The sequence below is a fragment of the Phytobacter cepae genome (assembly GCF_054165735.1).
This window is the reverse complement of the sequence record NZ_CM135107.1, coordinates 4,597,912-4,617,700: the sequence shown is the minus strand read 5'-3', so window position 1 is coordinate 4,617,700 and position 19,789 is coordinate 4,597,912. Positions and strand designations below refer to the sequence as shown.

Genomic DNA, 19,789 nt, shown 5'->3' with positions numbered 1-19,789 from the left:
ACCTCCTGGAATTAATGTGCGGGTACAGGTTGTGTAATAAATACTCTGGCTTTATCCAGCGTAATAAATGAAATCAAAGTAAAGAACAGTGCAATACATCCCAGCACAATATAGCTGCTGGTAAAGCCCATATTTTGATACATATGACCGATGCCTGTGGATAAGAATATAGAGCTAAAGCTTTTTGAAAACTGGAAACCAATCAAATACACTGTTGCCGACAACAGCGGGTTAAAGTTGGCAGTAATGTATTTGAGGGCAGCGACCAGTAATACTGAGCTTTCAAAACCATGCAGTAATTTAATCAGGCTAATTGAAACCGGGCCTATCGCCCAAGCGGAACCGATAATCCTCAGACTCATGATCAGGCCACAATAAAGCAGCGCATTTTTGGGCCCAATCTTATTCACAAACCATGGGGCAAAAAACATGACGATGGCATCCAGAAAGATCTGTCCGGTGGTTAAATAACCAAATACCTCAGCGCCTCGTGCTTTGCTTTCAAAGAAGTGGCTGTAATAAATAGCAAACTGCTGATCGTAGGTTTCATAAACGGCGCCGACACCTATCATGTAGGCGGCAAAGAACCAGAACTTCTTCAGCTTCAACAGTGCGGTTGCGTCGGACAGGGTGACCGGTTTAGTGGCAGTAAGCTGCACGCTGTGTTGCTGCTGGGTTTTTACTTTTGTTTTCCAAACCACAAACAGCAGACATACCCCTGCCGCGCTGGCGGTCCAGAAGATGAGATTCTGGTCAATGCCGTAGAGTTTACCCGCAGCGAAAGTACCCATGGCGGCACCGATACCGCCAAACATTCTGGCACGGCCAAATTCAAAGCCGGAGGCACGACTTACCTTGTCGATGTAGGCCTCGCAAATGCCACAACCCGCACCATAGGCCATACCGATATAAATTCCGCCGGCCAGTGCGCCGAGGATGACGTTAATTTTTAGTAACGGAGCAAAAATATAAATCCAGTAAGGGGCGAAAAGGGTAATAATTAACGCCAGCATCCACATCAGGTTTTTACGGTAAATGAGTTTGTCAGAAATAAAACCAAATAAAGGTTGAACGCAAACAGCAACGATTGCAGTAAATGAATAAACCAACCCAACGTCGCCATAACTGATGCCAATGGTTTCAGTTAACCATAAGGAGAGATAAGGGTAACAACATCCCCAGCCAATAAAGAAGAAAAGAAAAAACAGACAGCTCATATAGTAATTTTTATTTGAATCTATCATGATGCCCTCGCTTTCCTGTATCAGGAATATGATCGTTTTGACGCGAGCAACGTTACCGTTTCGCCTTCGGCATGGTCATGAATGTCTCGCTACCAACCAGTAAAAATCTGCTATCTGCTGACGGGCGTGAGGTAACTCACATTCTGCTTTGCAAATAAAAATAGTTGTGAGGTTATTGTGGAAATAAAAAAGGGCGGAAATTATTCCGCCCTTTTTATCTGGTTATATTCTTATGCTTCGCTTGCCGTTTTTTCTTCTGCATCCGGCAGCTTTGGCGTTAGCACGGTAGCTTTGCTGTCGATACGCGTCACCAGCAGCTGGTCGATGCGGTAGTTATCAATATCCACCACCTCGAATTTGTAGCCGGAGAACTTCACCGCGTCGGTGCGTTTCGGGATCTTACGCAGCATGAACATCATAAAGCCGCCGATGGTCTCGTAATTGCCGGACTGCGGGAATTCGTCGATATCCAGCACGCGCATCACGTCGTCTATTGGCGTGCCGCCGTCCACCAGCCATGAATTTTCATCACGCGCCACGATTTGCTCTTCCAGCCCCTGGCCCACCAGATCGCCCATCAGCGTGGTCATTACGTCGTTCAGGGTGATGAGGCCCACGACCAGCGCGTATTCGTTCATAATGACCGCAAAATCTTCTCCGGCGGTTTTGAAACTTTCCAGCGCTTCGGAGAGGGTGAGGGTATCGGGCACAATCAGCGTATTGCGAATCTGCACCCCGCTGACCAGCGCCAGGCTTTGATTACCCAGCACGCGGTTCAGCAGGTCTTTGGAGTCGACATAGCCAACGATATGGTCAATATCGCCATTACAGACCAGGAATTTCGAGTGCGGGTGCTCCGCCACTTTATTCTTCAGGCTTTGCTCATCTTCATGCAGGTCGAACCAGACGATGTTTTCACGCGAGGTCATGGAGGAGGGGACGGTGCGTGACTCAAGTTCAAACACGTTCTCAATCAGTTCATGCTCCTGCTTACGCAGCACCCCGGCCAGCGCACCGGCTTCGAAAACGGCATAGACATCATCAGAAGTAATGTCGTCTTTGCGCTCCATCGGTAATTTAAACAGGCGGAAGATGTTGTTGGCCATGCCGTTAAAGAACCACACCAGCGGGCGGAAGATAAACAGGCAGAAGCGCATCGGGTTGATAATGCGCAAAGCCACAACTTCAGGCGCGATCATACCGATGCGTTTCGGGGTCAGGTCGGCGAAGAGAATAAACAAACCCGTCACCAGGGTGAATGAAATAATAAAGCTCAGGCGCTCTGCCAGTTCTGGCGATACCACGCTGATGAGCATGCTGTAAAACGCGGGGGAGAAGGCAGCATCGCCGACGATACCGCCGAGAATGGCGACGGCATTAAGGCCAATTTGCACCACGGTAAAGAAGGTACCGGGGTTTTCCTGCATTTTTAAAATGCGCTGCGCATTGATGTTGCCATCATCGGCAAGCAGTTTCAGTTTGATTTTTCTGGAAGCGGCAAGTGAAATCTCAGACAGCGAGAAGAATGCACTTACAACTATCAGAAAGAGTATGACTAAGATGCTGTTTAACATAATTTATCCAGTCTGTGACCGGATCCTCGGAAGGGGAAATTGAATAATCCATGTGGCAAAGCACATTAAAAGCCGGTCCGAAGCGGTGGGCCGGCAATTTCGCTGGCTAGTATAGCGTAAGCGGACAACCGCTCGCCAGCAGTGTAAGCAGTTTGTTACGTAACGCGGCGGGCGGTTTTTTCCTCATACTGGTGTTTTATTCCTCAGTTACAGGCGCTACGTTAGCCCGTTTTGGCATGTCCAGGAGGCAACGTAGATAAAGGCCAGAGCAGTGAAACTGAACCAGCCCGGAACAAGGACCGGTCCTTGAGGATCGAAAAAACAGATTACGCCAGTTGCGGTGGCAGACAGACGCCGATGCCGCCGATCCCGCAGTAGCCATACGGGTTTTTGTGCAGATACTGCTGGTGGTCATCTTCGGCATAGTAGAACGGCGGCGCGGTGGCGATTTCCGTGGTGATCGTGCGCTCATCGTTCGCCGCATGCATTGCCGACTGAAAACGCGCAAGACTGGCATGGGCGGCAGCATCTTGTTCCGGCGTTAACGGGAAAATGGCCGAGCGATACTGAGTACCCTGATCGTTACCCTGACGCATACCCTGCGCCGGGTCGTGATTTTCCCAGAATGTCTGCAGCAGCTGGTCGTAGCTAATCACAGCAGGATCATAGACCACGCGAACGGCCTCGGTGTGGCCCGTCTGACCGGTGCATACTTCCCGATAGGTTGGGTTGGGCGTGTACCCTCCCATATAACCCGCCGCGGTGCTGTAAACCCCCGGTAATTGCCAGAACAGACGTTCAACGCCCCAGAAGCAGCCCATCGCGAAATAAGCGATTTCCATTCCCTCTGGTACATTAGTCATCGAGTGTTCGTTAACGGCATGTAAGGTTGCGACAGGCATCGGGGTGTTTCGTCCGGGCAGTGCATCCGATTGAGTAACAAGGTGTTTTTTATCAAACAGACTCATGGTGAGCCCTCCCAGGAACGCAAATTGCGGTTAAGGTTGTAACGAAGCGTCTCTTTTAACACAATAAACGTGGTAAATAAGACTAGATTTAAACATAAGAAATATTTGGGGTGTCGTCCGTTTTTCAATCCACATTTTGGATTTTTTACAGGCCGCGGAGCGGCGTTGACGTTTCCTTCCAGGGGCGGGAACAAGGGATATTCAGGAGAAAACGTGCCAAAAATCCGTTTTTTATATTTTGCCGGCCTATTACTGGCATGCGATAGCGCTATCGCGGCAAACGTGCGATTACAGCTCGAAGGGTTAACCGGGACATTACAAAAAAACGTACGCGCCCAGTTATCAACCATCGAGAGCGATGAAGTCACGCCGGACAAACGGTTCCAGGCACGTGTTGATGATGCCATTCGTGAAGGGCTAAAAGCACTCGGTTACTACGAGCCGACAATTCAATTCGAGCTGCGTCCCCCTCCGGCCAAAGGGCGCCAGGTTCTTATTGCCCACGTCAAGGCGGGTGAACCGGTGCGCATTGGCGGCACGGACGTGATTCTGCGCGGCGGCGCACGGACCGATGAAGATTACCTGGCGTTATTAAGCAAGCGGCCTAAAAACGGCACCATTCTGAATCATGGCGACTACGACGGCTTCAAAAAATCACTGACCCGCGTGGCCCTGCGCAAAGGCTACTTTGACAGCCAGTATAATCATAGCCAGCTCGGGGTAGCGCTGGACAGGCATCAGGCCTTCTGGGATATCGACTACGACAGCGGCGAACGTTACCGTTTTGGCGACGTGACCTTTGAAGGATCGCAAATCCGCGAAGAGTACCTGCAAAATCTGGTGCCTTTTGAAAAGGGCGATTATTACCAGACGAAAGATTTGGCAGAACTGAACCGCCGACTGTCAGCCACCGGCTGGTTTAATTCGGTCGTCGTGGCCCCCGAATTCGACAAAGCGCGTAAAACGAAAGTGCTGCCGTTAAAGGGCGTCGTCTCGCCGCGCATTGAAAACACCATCGAAACCGGTGTGGGTTACTCCACCGACGTCGGCCCAAGGGTGAAAGCAACCTGGCGTAAGCCATGGGTGAACTCTTACGGACACAGTTTCTCGACCACCGCCAGCGTCTCGGCACCCGAGCAGCAGCTTGATTTCAGCTATAAAATGCCGCTGTTAAAAAATCCGCTTGAGCAGTATTACCTTGTGCAGGGCGGCTTTAAACGCACCGATCTGAACGATACTGAAGCAGATTCCACGACCCTTGCGGTCTCCCGCTACTGGGATCTCTCCAGCGGCTGGCAGCGCGCCATTAACCTGCGCTGGAGCCTTGATCACTTTACTCAGGCCAATGTCACTAATACCACCATGCTGCTTTATCCGGGCGTGATGATTAGCCGTACCCGTTCGCGCGGCGGGCTGATGCCGACCTGGGGCGACTCCCAGCGTTACTCGGTGGATTATTCGAGCACCGCCTGGGGCTCTGATGTGGAGTTTGTGGTGATGCAGGCGCAGAACGTCTGGATCCGTACGCTCTACGATCGTCACCGTTTCGTTGCCCGTGGCAACGTGGGCTGGATCGAAACCGACGACTTTGATCGTGTTCCGCCGGATCTGCGCTTCTTCGCCGGTGGCGATCGCAGTATTCGTGGCTACAAGTACAAATCGATCGCCCCGAAAAATGACGACGGCAAACTGATCGGGGCCTCAAAAATGGCAACCGGATCGCTGGAGTACCAGTACAACGTCACCGGGAAATGGTGGGGAGCGGTCTTCGTCGACAGCGGTGAAGCGGTCAGCGATATTCGGCGCAGCGATTTCAAAACCGGCACCGGTGTGGGCGTGCGCTGGCAGTCGCCGGTTGGCCCCATCAAGCTTGACCTGGCGGTGCCGGTGGGCGACAAAAACGAACACGGTTTACAGTTTTACATCGGTCTGGGGCCTGAATTATGAGTTTATGGAAGAAGATAAGCCTCGGGGTAGTGGTGTTTATTCTGCTGGTGCTGGGGAGCGTGGCCTTTCTTGTCGGGACGACGAGCGGGCTGCATCTGTTATTCAACGCCGCCAATCGCTGGGTGCCAGGGCTGCATATTGGCCAGGTGACCGGCGGCTGGCGTGACCTGGCGCTGAAAAACGTGCGCTACGATAGCCCCGGTGTGGCGGTCAATGCCGGAGAGCTTCACCTCGGTGTTAAGCTCGGTTGCCTGCGTGACAGCAGCCTGTGCGTGAACGATATCTCGCTCAAAGACATTAATGTCGTCGTTGACACCAAAAAAATGCCGCCCGCCGCCAAAGTCGAAGAAGAGGAGACCGGGCCGCTCAATCTCTCCACCCCGTACCCCATTACCCTTAGCCGGGTGGCGCTGAACAACGTCAATATCAAAATTGATGACACCACCGTGTCGGTAATGGATTTCTCCTCCGCCCTGAGCTGGGAAGACAAAAACCTGACCCTGAAACCCACGTCGCTGCGTGGCCTGCTGATCGCGCTGCCGAAGGTGGTAGATGTGGCGCAGGAAGAGGTGGTCGATCCGAAAATTCAAAATCCGAAACCGGATGAGTTACCGCTCGGTGAGTCGCTAAAACAGCTGTTTTCGAAACCGGTACTGCCGGAGATGACGGATGTGCATCTGCCGCTCAATCTCAATATCGAAGAATTTCGCGGCGAGCAGCTGCGCCTGACCGGCGACACGGACATTACCGTCAGCAATATGCTGCTTAAAGTCAGTAGCATTGATGGCAATATGAAACTGGATGCGCTGGATATTGATTCAAACCAGGGTACCGTGAACGCGACCGGCACCGCGACGCTGAAGGACAACTGGCCGGTGGATCTCACCCTCAACAGCACGCTCAATGTCGACCCCATCAAGGGCGAAAAAGTGAAGCTGAAGATAGGCGGTGAAGTTCGCAAGCAGCTGGAGTTTGGCGTTAACTTGTCTGGCCCGGTCGATATTGTTCTGCGCGGGCAGACGCAGCTTGCTGAAGCTGGGCTGCCGCTCAATCTCGATATCACCAGCGAGCAGCTCTACTGGCCGTTTACCGGTGAAAAGCAGTACCAGGCAGACGCGCTCAAGCTCAAGCTGACCGGTAAAATGACCGACTACACGCTGTCGTTCCGTACGGCGGTGAAAGGCATCGATTTACCCCCTGCCACGATTACGCTGGACGGCAAAGGTAATGAGCAGCAGATCAATATCGACAAGCTGACCGTGGCGGCGCTGGAAGGGAAAACCGAACTCAAGGCGCTCCTCGACTGGCAGCAGGCCATTAGCTGGCGCGGCGAACTGACGCTGGATGGCATTAACACGGCGAAAACCTTCCCGGACTGGCCGGCGAAGCTGAACGGGCTGGCGAAGATGCGCGGTAGCCTGTACGGCGGTACCTGGCAGGTCGATATCCCTGAGCTGAAGCTGGCCGGGAACGTCAAACAGAATAAAGTGAGCGTCGACGGTCAGCTGAAGGGCAACAGTTACATGCAGTGGGTCATTCCCGGCCTGCACCTGGAACTGGGGCGTAATAAGGCGGACGTGAAAGGCGAGCTGGGGGTAAAAGATCTCAAGCTGGACGCCACCATTGATGCGCCGGGGCTGGATAACGCCCTGCCGGGCCTGGGGGGCACCGCCAAAGGGTTGGTCAATATTCGCGGCACGGTAGACGCGCCGCAGGTGCTGGCAGACATTACCGCCAACAATTTGCGCTGGCAGGAACTCCGCGTCGCCAAAGTGCTGGTGAAAGGCGATATCAAATCCAGCGATCAGATTGCCGGGACGATGAACGTGCGCGTGGAGCGGATTTCCCAGCCCAACGTCAATCTGAGCCTGGTGACGCTGGCCGCGAAAGGCAGTGAAAAACAGCACGAGCTTGAACTGCGCGTGCAGGGCGAGCCGATGGCCGGGCAACTGAAGCTGGCAGGAAGCTTTGATCGCAATGAGCAGCGCTGGAAAGGCACGCTCAGCGATACCCGCTTCACCACGCCAGTTGGGCCACTGGTGCTCAACCGTTCCGTTGCGCTGGATTACCGCAATCAGGAGCAAAAAATCAGTATCGGGCCACACTGCTGGACCAACCCGAATGCGGAGCTGTGCGTACCACAGACCATTGATGCTGGCGCAGAAGGGCGGGCGGTGGTCAATCTCAACCGCTTCGATCTGGCCATGCTCAAACCCTTTATGCCAGAGGCGACACAGGCAAGCGGCACCTTTAGCGGTAAAGCAGACGTAAGCTGGGACACCACCAAAGAGGGCTTGCCGCAGGGTGAAGTGACGCTAAACGGACGTAATGTCCGCGTGACGCAGCTCATCAATGGTTCGCCGCTGCCGGTGGCTTTCGAGACCCTCAACCTGAACGCGCAGTTGCGTAATAACCGCGCGGATTTGGGCTGGATGATGCGCCTGACCAACAATGGGCAGTTTGACGGCCAGGTGCAGGTCACCGACCCGCAGGGGCGGCGAAACCTCGGCGGCAACGTGAACATCCGTAACTTCTCGCTGGCGATGGCGAACGCTATCTTTACCCGTGGCGAGAAAGCGGCGGGGACGCTGAATGCCAATCTGCGTCTCGGCGGCAATGTGCAAAGCCCGCAATTGTTCGGGCAAATGCAGGTTAACGGTGTGGATGTGGAGGGCAACTTTATGCCGTTCGACATGCAGCCAAGCCAGCTGGCCATGAACTTCAACGGCACCACTTCCACGCTGCAGGGCGTGGTGCGCACGCAACGCGGACAGATCAACCTGAGCGGTGATGCAGACTGGAGTCAGATCGACAACTGGCGCGCCCGTGTCGCGGCGAAAGGCAGTAACGTCCGCATTACGGTGCCGCCAATGGTGCGCCTCGACGTGTCGCCGGACCTGGTGTTTGAAGCGACGCCGACGCTCTTCACGCTGGATGGCAATGTGGATGTGCCCTGGGCGCGCATCGTCGTGCATGAAGTCCCGGAGAGCGCCGTTGGCACCTCCAACGATGAGGTGATGCTCAATTCGGACCTGAAACCGGAGGAGCCAAAAACGGCGGCTATCCCGATTAACAGCAATCTGACGGTGCATGTGGGCAATAACGTGCGAATGGATGCCTTTGGCCTGAAAGCGCGCCTGACCGGTGATTTAAAAGTTGTTCAGGATAAACAAGGGCTTGGGCTTAACGGGCAGATCAATATTCCAGAAGGTCGTTATCACGCCTACGGTCAGGATTTAATTGTGCGAAAAGGTGAGTTATTGTTCTCCGGTCCGCCAGATCAACCGTTATTGAATATTGAGGCGATCCGTAACCCGGAAGCGACCGAAAACGACGTGACGGCCGGGGTGCGTATCACCGGTACGGCTGATGAACCGAAGGCAGAAATTTTCTCTGACCCGGCGATGTCGCAGCAGGAAGCGTTATCTTATCTGCTGCGTGGCCAGGGTCTGGAGAGTGGTCAAAGCGACAGTGCCGCAATGACATCTGCCCTGGTGGGTCTGGGGGTTGCACAAAGTGGCCAGGTTGTGGGTAAAATCGGCGAGACCTTTGGCGTAAGTAATCTGGCGCTGGATACCGAAGGGGTGGGTGATTCCTCCCAGGTGGTGGTCAGTGGCTATGTATTGCCAGGTCTGCAGGTAAAATATGGCGTGGGAATTTTTGACTCACTGGCGACTCTCACGTTACGTTATCGCCTGATGCCTAAGCTGTATCTGGAAGCGGTGTCTGGCATAGATCAGGCGCTTGATTTGCTCTATCAGTTTGAGTTCTAGCAATGCGAATATTTGTCTACGGCAGTTTACGACGCAAGCAGGGCAACAGTCATTGGATGACTAATGCTCAGTGGCTTGGCGATCACAACGTTGAACATTATCAACTCTACAGTCTGGGGCACTACCCTGGTGCTGTGCCGGGTGATGGATGTGTGCAGGGTGAAGTGTACCGCATTGACGCGACGACCCTGAGCGAACTGGACGCACTACGTACCGCAGGTGGCGAATACAAACGCCAGCTCATCCAGACGCCGTATGGCAGCGCCTGGATGTACGTGTATCAGCGTCCGGTTGATGGGCGACAGCACATTGAGTCCGGCAACTGGTTGGACAGAGACCAGGCTTAAAACAAAACAACGCCACCTTCGGGTGGCGTTGTTTATTGTCAGCCCGCTACCAGTGTTTAATCAGCGACTCGCCGATTTGGGCGATCGTTTTATTCCGTTCATCCAGGGTGGCTTGCGTTCCGGTGATGTAGATAACGACAAGGCGCGTCGGTTGGCCGTCAGGCCCCATCACCGCAACAATGCCGCGTGACCCGCGCTCACCCGCCCCTGTTTTATCAGCAATAAACCAACCCGCAGGTGTCACCGAACGAAGCAGAGGTCCTCCGACTTTATCTGCCTCCATCCAGTCCAGTAGCTGCTGGCGTGACGTTGGCGTCAGTACCTTGCCGATGAGAAGCTGGCGCAGCGTCCGTGCCATGATTTCCGGTGTGGTGGTATCTCGCTCATCTCCGGGCAGGGCGGCATTTAAGTCCGGCTCCCATCTGTCGAGACGCGTCACCCCATCGCCCGTTTTGCGTAAAAACGCGGTTAATTCCAGTGGGCCGCCGACGGTCTTCAGCAACAGGTTGGCCGCTGTGTTATCACTCATGGTGATAGCCGCACTGCATAATTCGGCCACGGTCATGCCTTCGGCAAGGTGTTTCTCCGTGACCGGGGAGTAGTCGACCAGATCCTGCTGGCGATAATGAATACGGCGCGTCAGTTGCTCCTGCCCGGTATCAACCCGCGAGAGGACTGCGCCGCACAACAGCACCTTAAACGTACTCATCATCGGAAAACGTTCCTGAGCGCGATAATTGGCTAACAACGTGCCGTCGGCAAGGGCCATTTCGGCGTAGCCCACCCGGGCATGGAGTTGGTCTTCTGCTTCTTTGACCTTGTTCAGTGTGAGCGGATGAGCAAAAGCGGGCAGGCAGCAAGCGGCCAGCAGCGGGATGAGGGTAAGGCGGAACCTTAACATAGAGAAATACGTCCTTGGGTTCTGTTCATGGCAGTGATGCATAATCGTGACCATCATAACGTCTGTCACTTAAGAAATTCGTTCTCATATTCACTTTTATCTTCCATGAATAAAATAACGACCATCATCCTCATTCAGGCGCATAAAAATAAAACAGCACATGGGCAGCCCGATGCCGAGTAAAATAAATAACAGGCTGAAGCTGTTTAAATTAATCGTGCTCTCGATACGGGTAAGAAAACGCAACGCAGGAAAGGTGAATGCCATGCCTGCCATAACAGACAGCAATTGCGTCACCGTCATAATGTTATTGCCGTTGTTATAGGTGTGTTGGTTCAGGTTGCTAAAGGCCAGCGTGCTCTCAGCGGAATATAACGTTGAAATCAAAATGCCGAGCAGCATCGCAAGAATGCCGATGAGCGTGGTTGCGTGTTCCTGTACTGCGGCACCCATGGCGAAAATACACAGGGAAGTAGAGAGTGTGGTGTACAACAACAGCGTGCGATAGCCAATGCGTTTTATCAACGGCTCAAAGCCGATTTTCGAGAACAGAGCGCCGCTGGAAAACAACAGCAAAATCAGGCTGACGGTGAGGGGATCGCACGCCATTTTGGTTTGCAACATCAGCGACAGTACCACCGGGGTTGATGAGAGCAAAATGCGCGTAACAATACCGCTGGCTACACCAATGGAGAATGTTTTAATGGTGAACAGGCTTTCGCCCGATTTAGGCTGAACGACGGACCTGGCCCGTTTGAAATAGAAAAATGCAAAGCCAACCCAGGCGATAGCCAGCACGGCACTCAACGGAGGGGGGATCATGTTCTTGGGTATGGCGGTGAGCAGAAATGCGCTGATAAACAACATGCCCACCAGCAGCATCAGCTTACAGGTGTCTACTCGCAGGTGTGGGGCTTGCCGGTTTGCGGGAATATTTTTTCTCGCCAGCAACAGGCAGACCAGGCACAAGGGCATGTTAAGAACAAAAATCAGGCGCCAGGATAGCGTGTTAACCATGATATTCCCCACTACCGGGCCAACCATCGTGCCCAATAACCCCAGCAAGGTAATGCGGTTGAGGAATAAGAGTTTCAGCGTATCTGGCGTGGTCCGCAAAATAATGGTTCTGATTATCGGCAGCATTAGTGCGCCACCGATCCCTTGTATAAATCGAAATGCGATCAAACTGGCGATAGAGGTCGCCGTGACGCAGAGCAGTGAGCCGGTCATAAAAATAATTATCGCGACCAGATAGGTATTGCGTTCACCGAATCGCTCTGCCATCCAGCCATTGACGGGCGTGAAAGCCACTACGGTGACAATATAGGAGATAACAATCAGCTCCATATGCAGCACCGGTTGGTTAAACGCCTTCGCAATGGCGGGGAGGGCGATATACAACATCGTCGTGTCGGCGGATTGTATAAAAAAGGTGAGGGAGGCAATCCAGAACAGTGTCCACGACGTCTTCATGGTTTACGCCACTGTCATCTGGCCAGCGTACAGTACAAACATACGCAGCAGGAATACACCAATCAGGCTGAGCGTTGCTGAAAACGCCATCTGCTTGCGGCTGGTGCGCAGGAACCCGGCCACAAGCGGAACCGCGATGCCTGTACCGATAACCCCAATCCAGAACACGCCGCCCCAGAAACCGCTTAGTGCATTATGCGCCGACAGGTTTTTGTGCCCGTCGCCCAATAACAGGCCGACAAAGAAGGCGAACAGCAGGAAAATCTCCGCGAATATGACGGGATTTTCAATCTTATGGATGAAATGCAGTGTCCCTTTGTATACGTCAATGAACCGTTGATTGATAGCACCGACCAGCATTGCAACCGCAATGCCTGACGTGGTGCCCGAGGCCAGGAACAGTAATGGAAGCACCGGGTTGTTCAGCATTGGAAAAGATTTGAGCGCCGATAACAGAAAACCGGTATAGCACCCTAGCAGGACTGCCAGCACCAGCAGCATGTTTTCAAACCACTGGCGACGTTTCTGGAGAATGGCGCTCAGGTTACGCACCAGAGAAAAGAGGCAACCCTTATTAAACTTGCCCACCAACCTCAGCAGCTCATCACGGTACAGGCTGACCAGCCACAGGAAGATAAACACGAAGTAAACCTGAAACAGCATCACGCCGAGAGACATGATGGAGTCAGGATTATAGAAGACCAACAGGTGCCAGAAGGCCGTCGGGCGTGTCAGGTGGAAGATCAAAATAATCAGGCCGACCATCACTGACAGCGGGGCCACGATCGCCGTTGCCATAACAATGGGGTTTTTACCGCTGTACTCTGCAGGCACATAATATTTCAGCAGCATCGTAAGCGTGATCATGCCAGCGGAAATGCCCACTAAAAGGAGATAGATGGCGATAGGCCAGTCCCAGACCAGCGTGTCGAAATGGAAAGCATTAAACATTGTCGATTACCCCGTGTTTGCCAGGGATGCGATAGAGTTTCGGTTCGGTGCCCAGATACACTTTGGAGCGATAGGTTGGGTTGGCGAGAATCATTTGCGATATTTCGCTGGAGGGATCGTTCAAATCACCAAACACCAGAGCGTGGGTTGGACAGATCTCGACGCAGGCAGGTTTTTTACCTGCAGCCAGATTGGTCTCGCGACAGAAGTTGCACTTATCGGCTGTTTTCGTCACTGGATTGATAAATCGCACATGGTAAGGGCAGGCGGCGATGCAATAGCGGCAACCTACGCAGCGTTTATCATTAATGTCGACGATGCCAGTCAGGGCATCCTTAAAAGATGCGCCGGTGGGGCACACCGAAACGCAAGGTGGGTTTTCGCAATGCTGGCAGGATTTACGAAAGTACTGGCGCACTGCGCGAGTGGTCGAAGTGCGAGGAATATAAACTGAATTAATAATCTCGAGGCGGGTAACCCCATCGGGAACATTGTTGGTCTCCTTGCAGGCGCCCACACAGGCTTTGCAGCCGATACACAGAGTTTCGTTATGCAATAACCCATAGCGTACCTTTTTCGAGGAACTCATAACGGACGTCGCGCTTTGCGGCGCAGTCTCGTTTGCTAACACCCGCGAGGAACTGCCCGTCATAAAAATGGTTCCTCCCATATAAGCGAGAAATCGACGGCGGGAATGGTCTTCCATAACATCACCTTCCGTATTAAATGCTGGTTAATGTAGTCATGCTGATGCTGATACCCAACAATACTCGCATGGCTGGCTTTGCCCTGACTGATTTTAAATGGCGCGATACAGAAGGCTCCCTCCCTGGCGCAGTGAACTAAATATTTATATTGGTATTCTGTATATATCAGGGATTTTTATCGATAAATAAACAATATAATGCGGATATAAACTCTGCGCTGCTCAGGTATTTTATTTGACCATATATCAAAGCTGGCAAAACGTGCGATAAATCACACTTGCAACCTTAAGGATTAATATGAATATCACTTATACCTACTGCCTGATTATTCATAGGTAATTGGCTAATAAATTAATAAAAAAAGCCTATAGGTTCTGAGTTGGTAAGATGTGTAAATGATTTTTTAAAATCTATAATATTAAATATAACGCTTTTGAGTCATAGTGGTAATTTGATACCTGAGTCACATTAATTAGCGGGTGAAACCACTAGCGTAGCCAGGTTAATAAATATCATGATATTCGAGAGTTGCACGTGTGAATATTTTAGGCATCTATCACTACATATAAGTGCAATATGTTTGATTCACATGTGTGAGATCTATTGCCTAATGAATATTCATACTTTGAATAAGTCATATGTTATACATCAGCAATAAGTGAATAATTTCTATAAGGGACTATTTAATGAGAAAAATCATAAAATACAGCGCAATATGTGTTGCTATGTCTTTGTTATCTGCCCCCGTGTTTGCCGATCAAGTGATTGAATCGGATGTGGTTGTTGTGGGTGGTGGATTAAGCGGACTTGCAGCCGCCGCTACCGCGCAGGAGCGCGGCGTCAAGACCGTTGTACTGGAGAAAATGGCTTTCATCGGCGGTGCAGGAAACTTTCCAGAAGGTTCGCTAGGTATTGGTACCCGCTTACAAAAAAAAGAAGGGATTAAAATCACGACCGAACAGGTATTTGAACGTGTCATGGATTTTCACCACTGGCGCGTGAATGCGCCGGTGATTAAAACATTACTGGTGAACTCAGGCGCGACGATTGATTGGTTAGAAGATATCGGCGTGACATTTAAAGGCATTAAAACCTCTTTCCCACCAGAAAAAACGCTTCATACCTGGCATATTTATCAGGGGGGAGGCTCGGCGGCTGTCAAAGCGATGTCTGATGACTTTAAGGGCAAAGGCGGCAAGATTCTGACTAAAACCCCGGTCGAAAAACTGTTGTTTGATGCTAAAGGCGACATCATCGGTGTAGAAGCCAAAAACGCTGCGGGCGAGAAGATCACGGTTCATGCCCGTAATGTTATTTTGTCCACTGGCGGGTTTGCCAGCAATAAAGCGATGTTGGCAAAGTATGTTCCTGATATTAACACCCCAGGCATGGAGCGAGTCATGTACCGGGGGCCGGTTGTCGACGGTCGTACTGGCGATGGCATAAACATGGCGATCAGTGCTAAGGCCGCGCTGGCTGGCATGGGAACGCTGGCTGGCAACAGTCCGTATCTGGATGATGAACCCCCGATCAACCAGTTCATGGGGCCCGACTCATTGAAACAGGCCCATGCTGCCTTGATCCAACCGTTCCTGTGGATAAACAAGCATGGCGAACGTTTTTATAATGAATCCGCGGGTTCCAGCTTCAGCGATGTTTACAATGCGCTAACGGTCAATGATGGCCTGATGTATTCCATTTTTGATGAAAAAATGAAGCAGCGCATGATTAACGATGGACCGCTTATTCCTTTTAATGCCATTGTCGTTCCTGGTCATAAAATGACGGATCTTGATGAAGGCATAAACAGAGGGTTAAAAGTCGGATATGCGTTCAAGGCAGATACCATCGATGAACTGGCGAAAAAGATAAACGTTCCCGCTGATGCATTAAAAGCATCAATAAATAAAGTTAATACCTATTCGGATAATAAGGCAGACCCAGATTTTAATCGCAAACCTGAGCATCTTGTCAAATTTGATACTCAAGCCGGGCCTTATTATGCGTTGAAAGGGTTGCGCGCATTTTTCCTGACCTTAGGCGGCGTCAAGGTGAACGTTCATATGCAAGCCCTGGATGATAAAGGCAATCCGATTAAAGGCCTGTTTGTCACCGGGCAAGATATTGGTGGTCTTTATGATTCAACCTACGACTTGCTTGCTGAAGGTTCCGCCAGCAGTTTTGCACTGACATCGGGCAGAATTGCTGCAAATTATATTGCTGATAATAAAAAGTAAGGCGTCATGGCATTCTCTCCGGCCATGGTGTTTTAAAGATTATGACCATTAAGAATAAGCGCAGCCGATTAGGGCTGTGCTTTTTTCTTAGACATGTCAGCCTTCAGTCTCTCAGCGAAATTTATCTGCACATCAACAGATACCATCTTCTCTAAAAAAGTATGCCGCTTAAAAACTGGAAACTGTTAAAAACTGGAAAACTTATGAAAAAAATAACGTTATCTTTAATCGCTACAGCTAGCTTATTGTTTATCGCCTCTACGGCTGTTCATGCAGCTGATACATATAAAGACGGTACGTATACAGGTAAAGGACAAGGCAAGGAGGGAGAAGTCGAGGTCACGGTGAAAGTCAATGCGGGTAAAATTGCTGATGTGGAGGTGGTTAAACATCAGGACACCGACGCAATGATGCAGGGCGTGATTGATAATATCATTCCAGAGATCATTGAGAAGCAAACCGTTGAGGGCGTTGATGCAGTCACAGGAGCCACGATGTCCAGCAAAGGGGTACTAGAGGCATCGAAACAAGCGCTGGATCAAGCGAAACCCTGAGCCTGTAATGACAGCAAGGTCGATGCAGAGGGGCCTGAATGCGTTTGATGAGGCGCCAGAGCGAGAAGTTCAGGGCTAAGAGAAAGGTTGCGCCATTCCGCAGTCATGCGGAATGGCGCTCAGGCACTACGCGGCGTTCTGGTGCAGTTTAAACAGGCTGACCGCCTCTAACAGCTCTTCAGCCTGGCGCTGCATTTGGTGCGCGGCCGCAGAGGATTCCTGCGACAGCGTGGCATTTTGCTGGGTCGCCGTGTCCATGTGGGTCACGGCGACATTCACCTGATCGATACCGGTACTTTGCTCCTTGCTGGCCGCAGAGATGGTTTCCACCAGTTCACTGACCTGCTGCACGCTACGCAGGATCTCACTCATCGCGGAACCGGCATTCTGTACCTGCGAATTACCCTCGGCAATACGACTGACCGAATTATCGATAAGATGACGGATATCCCGCGCCGCAGACGCAGAACGCTGCGCCAGGGCGCGCACTTCCGCAGCCACCACGGCAAAACCGCGACCCTCCGGGCCTGCACGCGCTGCTTCGACCGCCGCATTCAGCGCCAGAATATTGGTCTGGAAGGCGATGCTGTCAATCACCCCGATGATGCTGTTAATTTCGCTGGAGAGCTGGTGAATATCGCTCATAGTCTGCACCACGCGCTCCACGGCTTCTCCACCCTGACCGGCGATAGCAAAGGCATCACGGGCGATGGTGCTGGCAAAGCGTGAGTTTTCGGCATTGCTCTTCACTACAGAGGTCAGCTCTTCCATTGAGGCTGCGGTTTGCTCCAGCGCGCTGGCCTGCGCTTCATTACGGGAAGAGAGTTCGCGGCTACCGGTGGCAATCTGCACCGAGGCCGATGCGATAGATTCGGTGCTGTGACGCACGCCATGAACAATGCGGGTCAGGTTACCGTTCATCTCCTGTAGTGCCTGCATCAGTTCTGCCGTCTCATCGCGACCTGAAAACGTAAAGGTGGTTTTCAAATCCCCCGAGGCTACCGTACGGGCAACGGCCACGGCCTGCGCCAACGGATGAGTAATACTGCGCACCAGCCACCAGGTAATAAGCGCACCGACCAGCATGGTCAGTACCATGGCGATAGTCAGCATCAGGCGCGTTTGCTCAAACTGCGCCTGATTGCGGGCGTCCGTCTCGGTGTGAATTTTGTTGGCGTGTTCCAGGGTGCGCGCCACCACCTCGTCGATCATCCTGGTGGGCTCTCGATCGATGCCGGTGACCAGTTTGTCTACCCGTGAGGCACTGGTAGCGTCGCTCAGTATAAACTGCTGTAAGGCGCTCAGGTAATGCTGCTCAAGCTCGGCATGCAGCTTACGGGTCTTCTCAACCTGCTCATTATCCATGCCCAACTGCGGCAGCAGGCCGCTCAGTTTTTGCAGTAACTGCTGGGTGGTCTGGCTTTGTGAAACAAACGCGTTTTTGTATTTATCAAAGGCTTCCTGGCTTTGTGTGCCGCGCAGTAAGGTGTTTTTCCACTCCTGCACCTGAATTTTGAACTGCACCTGCGCGTTGCGGGCGGTATCGATACTGTCGGCCAGGACCTTTTCGGTATTCATCATTTTTTGGTTCTGGTCGAAACTGGCGCTGTTAATCGCCAGGCCACGCATACCGATAAACAGCGTCGCCAGCAGTAGCAGGGTAGCCATCAGGCCAAGGCGTTGTCCGATGGTAAAATGATTGAGTTTCATACAGCTTCCGTTGGGCATAAGAGACATTGAGCAGACAGGGGTATCGACCAACGGGCAGGGGACTTTATGGTGGGAAAAATGGGGTTACTGCGAGGATGTACCTTATGCCTTTAATAAGCATGGGAAAAGATTTTTATGGCAGTTTTATGACAGCGTAATAAACGGTCAGAAAAGGGTGAGAAAGCCGCCAGGCGCGCGTGAACAAGCGGGTCAAGGCTCCGCGCCTGTCAGGGCGACGGAGCGCAGGCTTTAGTCAGTTTTAGATTTTTTCCAGATCGATTTTCATGACCTCGTCCGGCAACTTACTCATCTCTTTTTCACCCTGTTTAAGGCTGACGAACAGCTCACTGCCATTAGCGGCCAGTGCGAGGCTGTTAGGAAGCAGGGTAGTGGCAATATAGCTTTTCAGACGATAAGAGGTGCCATCGACAATACTGACCAGCTTCGCGTTGCGATGGGTAATATAGATTTCATCGCGTTTAGCGTTATAAAGTACCGCCAGCGAATTAACATTATTAATACTGTGGATAATTTTCCCGGTGTTGGTGTCCACCACCAGAATATTTGGCAGGTCCGGGTCAGTAATAAAGGCGCGATTGTTTTTGCTGTCCAGGGCGATATTCAGGAAGAAATGTTTTTTATCACCTTCAATCACATGGCGGCTGACGATCGCATTATCTTTGCCGTTGAGGGTGACCAGCTCACCGCTGCCATTAATCACATACACCAGACCTTTTTCGCTATTAACGGCGAGGCCGGTCGGCCATTTTCCCATATTTTCGACGGTGGTCAGCAACGTATTTGTCCGGGTGTCGATAACCCAGACCACGCCTTCTTTTGCGACGCCGGAAACGTACAGGCGCTGATGGACTTTATCGAGCGCCATCTCACGGGTGTGAACGATCTCTTTTGGATTCGAGGCCTGACTCAATTGCAGGGTTTTGATCTCTTTGCCGCTGCGGGTGTCCAGCAATGTTACGGAGCCTTCCAGCGTGTTGCCGAGATACAAGGTATGGTTTTCTTCATCCAGCGCAGTGGCGAAGGCGCGGCGGCTGGTCGTCAACGTGCCCGTGGTTTTTAACGTCTGGGGATCCAGTCGATAAACCAGGCCGTTCGTTTTGTCTTTCTCGAAAGAGGGGGCAGAGGCGGCGAACAGGCTGTTCTGAGTGGCATCATAAGCCAGCTCGTAGATGCCGGGGCCGGTTGTCGCGGTCATAAAATCGCTTTGTGGACGGGTCGCCGCGTGGGTGGAAAGCGCCGTCATCAGCAGAGTGAGCGTAAGCGCAGAGAGTATTTTCGTAGAGGGAGAACGAGAAAATTTCATTGGCGTTTCTTAATGTTATTTATGGAACGCAAATGATAATGATTGTCAGTAATGTTTGCAATGTAAGTCAGCAGACATA

The 19,789-nt window shown here is 51.9% G+C and carries 14 protein-coding genes; 5 read left to right on the top strand and 9 right to left on the bottom strand.

Translation table 11 applies throughout. From position 1 onward, the window contains the following. Positions 1-11: 11 nt before the first annotated feature. The 3 genes from ACUY4Q_RS21615 to msrA all read right to left on the bottom strand — a co-directional run bounded on the left by ACUY4Q_RS21615 (position 12) and on the right by msrA (position 3,786). Positions 12-1,244 carry an oligosaccharide MFS transporter gene (locus ACUY4Q_RS21615; protein WP_458044712.1) on the bottom strand — a complete coding sequence of 411 codons (1,233 nt, stop codon included), beginning with the start codon at positions 1,242-1,244 and terminating at the stop codon, positions 12-14. A 230-nt stretch (positions 1,245-1,474) separates the two neighbouring features. Further along, positions 1,475-2,818 carry a polyamine export protein PaeA gene (gene paeA / locus ACUY4Q_RS21610; RefSeq protein ID WP_458044711.1) on the bottom strand — a complete coding sequence of 448 codons (1,344 nt, stop codon included), beginning with the start codon at positions 2,816-2,818 and terminating at the stop codon, positions 1,475-1,477. Between the two features lie 326 nt (positions 2,819-3,144). Beyond that, complete coding sequence (gene msrA, locus ACUY4Q_RS21605; protein ID WP_458044710.1) at positions 3,145-3,786, bottom strand: peptide-methionine (S)-S-oxide reductase MsrA; 642 nt, start codon at positions 3,784-3,786, stop codon at positions 3,145-3,147. Positions 3,787-3,999: 213 nt separating this feature from the next. On the opposite strand from msrA, the gene tamA reads away from it, so the two are divergent. Genes tamA through ACUY4Q_RS21590 form a run of 3 tightly spaced genes read left to right on the top strand, consistent with a single transcriptional unit; the run spans position 4,000 to position 9,853 of the window. Further along, on the top strand, positions 4,000-5,733 hold the full coding sequence (tamA, locus tag ACUY4Q_RS21600; RefSeq protein WP_458044709.1) for an autotransporter assembly complex protein TamA: 1,734 nt from the start codon (positions 4,000-4,002) through the stop codon (positions 5,731-5,733). After that, on the top strand, positions 5,730-9,506 hold the full coding sequence (gene tamB, locus ACUY4Q_RS21595) for an autotransporter assembly complex protein TamB (protein WP_458044708.1): 3,777 nt from the start codon (positions 5,730-5,732) through the stop codon (positions 9,504-9,506). The genes tamA and tamB overlap by 4 nt, the downstream gene beginning before the upstream one ends. 2 nt (positions 9,507-9,508) lie before the next feature. Beyond that, positions 9,509-9,853, top strand: coding sequence for a gamma-glutamylcyclotransferase family protein (locus ACUY4Q_RS21590; RefSeq protein ID WP_458044707.1), 345 nt, complete (start codon positions 9,509-9,511; stop codon positions 9,851-9,853). Positions 9,854-9,899: 46 nt separating this feature from the next. On the opposite strand, the gene bla is transcribed toward ACUY4Q_RS21590, so the two are convergent. The 4 genes from bla to ACUY4Q_RS21570 all read right to left on the bottom strand — a co-directional run bounded on the left by bla (position 9,900) and on the right by ACUY4Q_RS21570 (position 13,884). Continuing rightward, positions 9,900-10,754, bottom strand: coding sequence for a class A beta-lactamase (bla, locus tag ACUY4Q_RS21585; RefSeq protein ID WP_458044706.1), 855 nt, complete (start codon positions 10,752-10,754; stop codon positions 9,900-9,902). A gap of 96 nt (positions 10,755-10,850) precedes the next feature. Beyond that, on the bottom strand, positions 10,851-12,227 hold the full coding sequence (locus ACUY4Q_RS21580; protein ID WP_458044705.1) for an MFS transporter: 1,377 nt from the start codon (positions 12,225-12,227) through the stop codon (positions 10,851-10,853). A gap of 3 nt (positions 12,228-12,230) precedes the next feature. After that, positions 12,231-13,178: a cytochrome c nitrite reductase subunit NrfD gene (gene nrfD, locus ACUY4Q_RS21575; RefSeq protein ID WP_458044704.1), complete on the bottom strand. Its 948-nt coding sequence runs from the start codon at positions 13,176-13,178 to the stop codon at positions 12,231-12,233. After that, positions 13,171-13,884, bottom strand: a complete 714-nt coding sequence (locus ACUY4Q_RS21570) for a 4Fe-4S dicluster domain-containing protein (RefSeq protein ID WP_458044703.1) — start codon at positions 13,882-13,884, stop codon at positions 13,171-13,173. Before ACUY4Q_RS21570 ends, nrfD begins: the two co-directional genes overlap by 8 nt. Positions 13,885-14,571: 687 nt before the next feature. Here ACUY4Q_RS21570 and ACUY4Q_RS21565 point away from each other — a divergent pair. Continuing rightward, positions 14,572-16,122 (top strand): FAD-dependent oxidoreductase, encoded by a 1,551-nt coding sequence (locus ACUY4Q_RS21565; protein WP_458044702.1) that lies wholly within the window; start codon positions 14,572-14,574, stop codon positions 16,120-16,122. 203 nt (positions 16,123-16,325) lie between these two features. Then, on the top strand, positions 16,326-16,676 hold the full coding sequence (locus ACUY4Q_RS21560; RefSeq protein WP_458044701.1) for an FMN-binding protein: 351 nt from the start codon (positions 16,326-16,328) through the stop codon (positions 16,674-16,676). A gap of 126 nt (positions 16,677-16,802) precedes the next feature. Here the strand turns inward: ACUY4Q_RS21560 and ACUY4Q_RS21555 are convergent, their stop codons facing one another. Both ACUY4Q_RS21555 and yncE read right to left on the bottom strand, forming a co-directional pair. Beyond that, complete coding sequence (locus ACUY4Q_RS21555) at positions 16,803-18,386, bottom strand: methyl-accepting chemotaxis protein (protein WP_458044700.1); 1,584 nt, start codon at positions 18,384-18,386, stop codon at positions 16,803-16,805. Between the two features lie 259 nt (positions 18,387-18,645). Then, positions 18,646-19,710 (bottom strand): 7-bladed beta-propeller protein YncE, encoded by a 1,065-nt coding sequence (gene yncE, locus ACUY4Q_RS21550; protein WP_458044699.1) that lies wholly within the window; start codon positions 19,708-19,710, stop codon positions 18,646-18,648. Between the last annotated feature and the right edge of the window lie 79 nt (positions 19,711-19,789).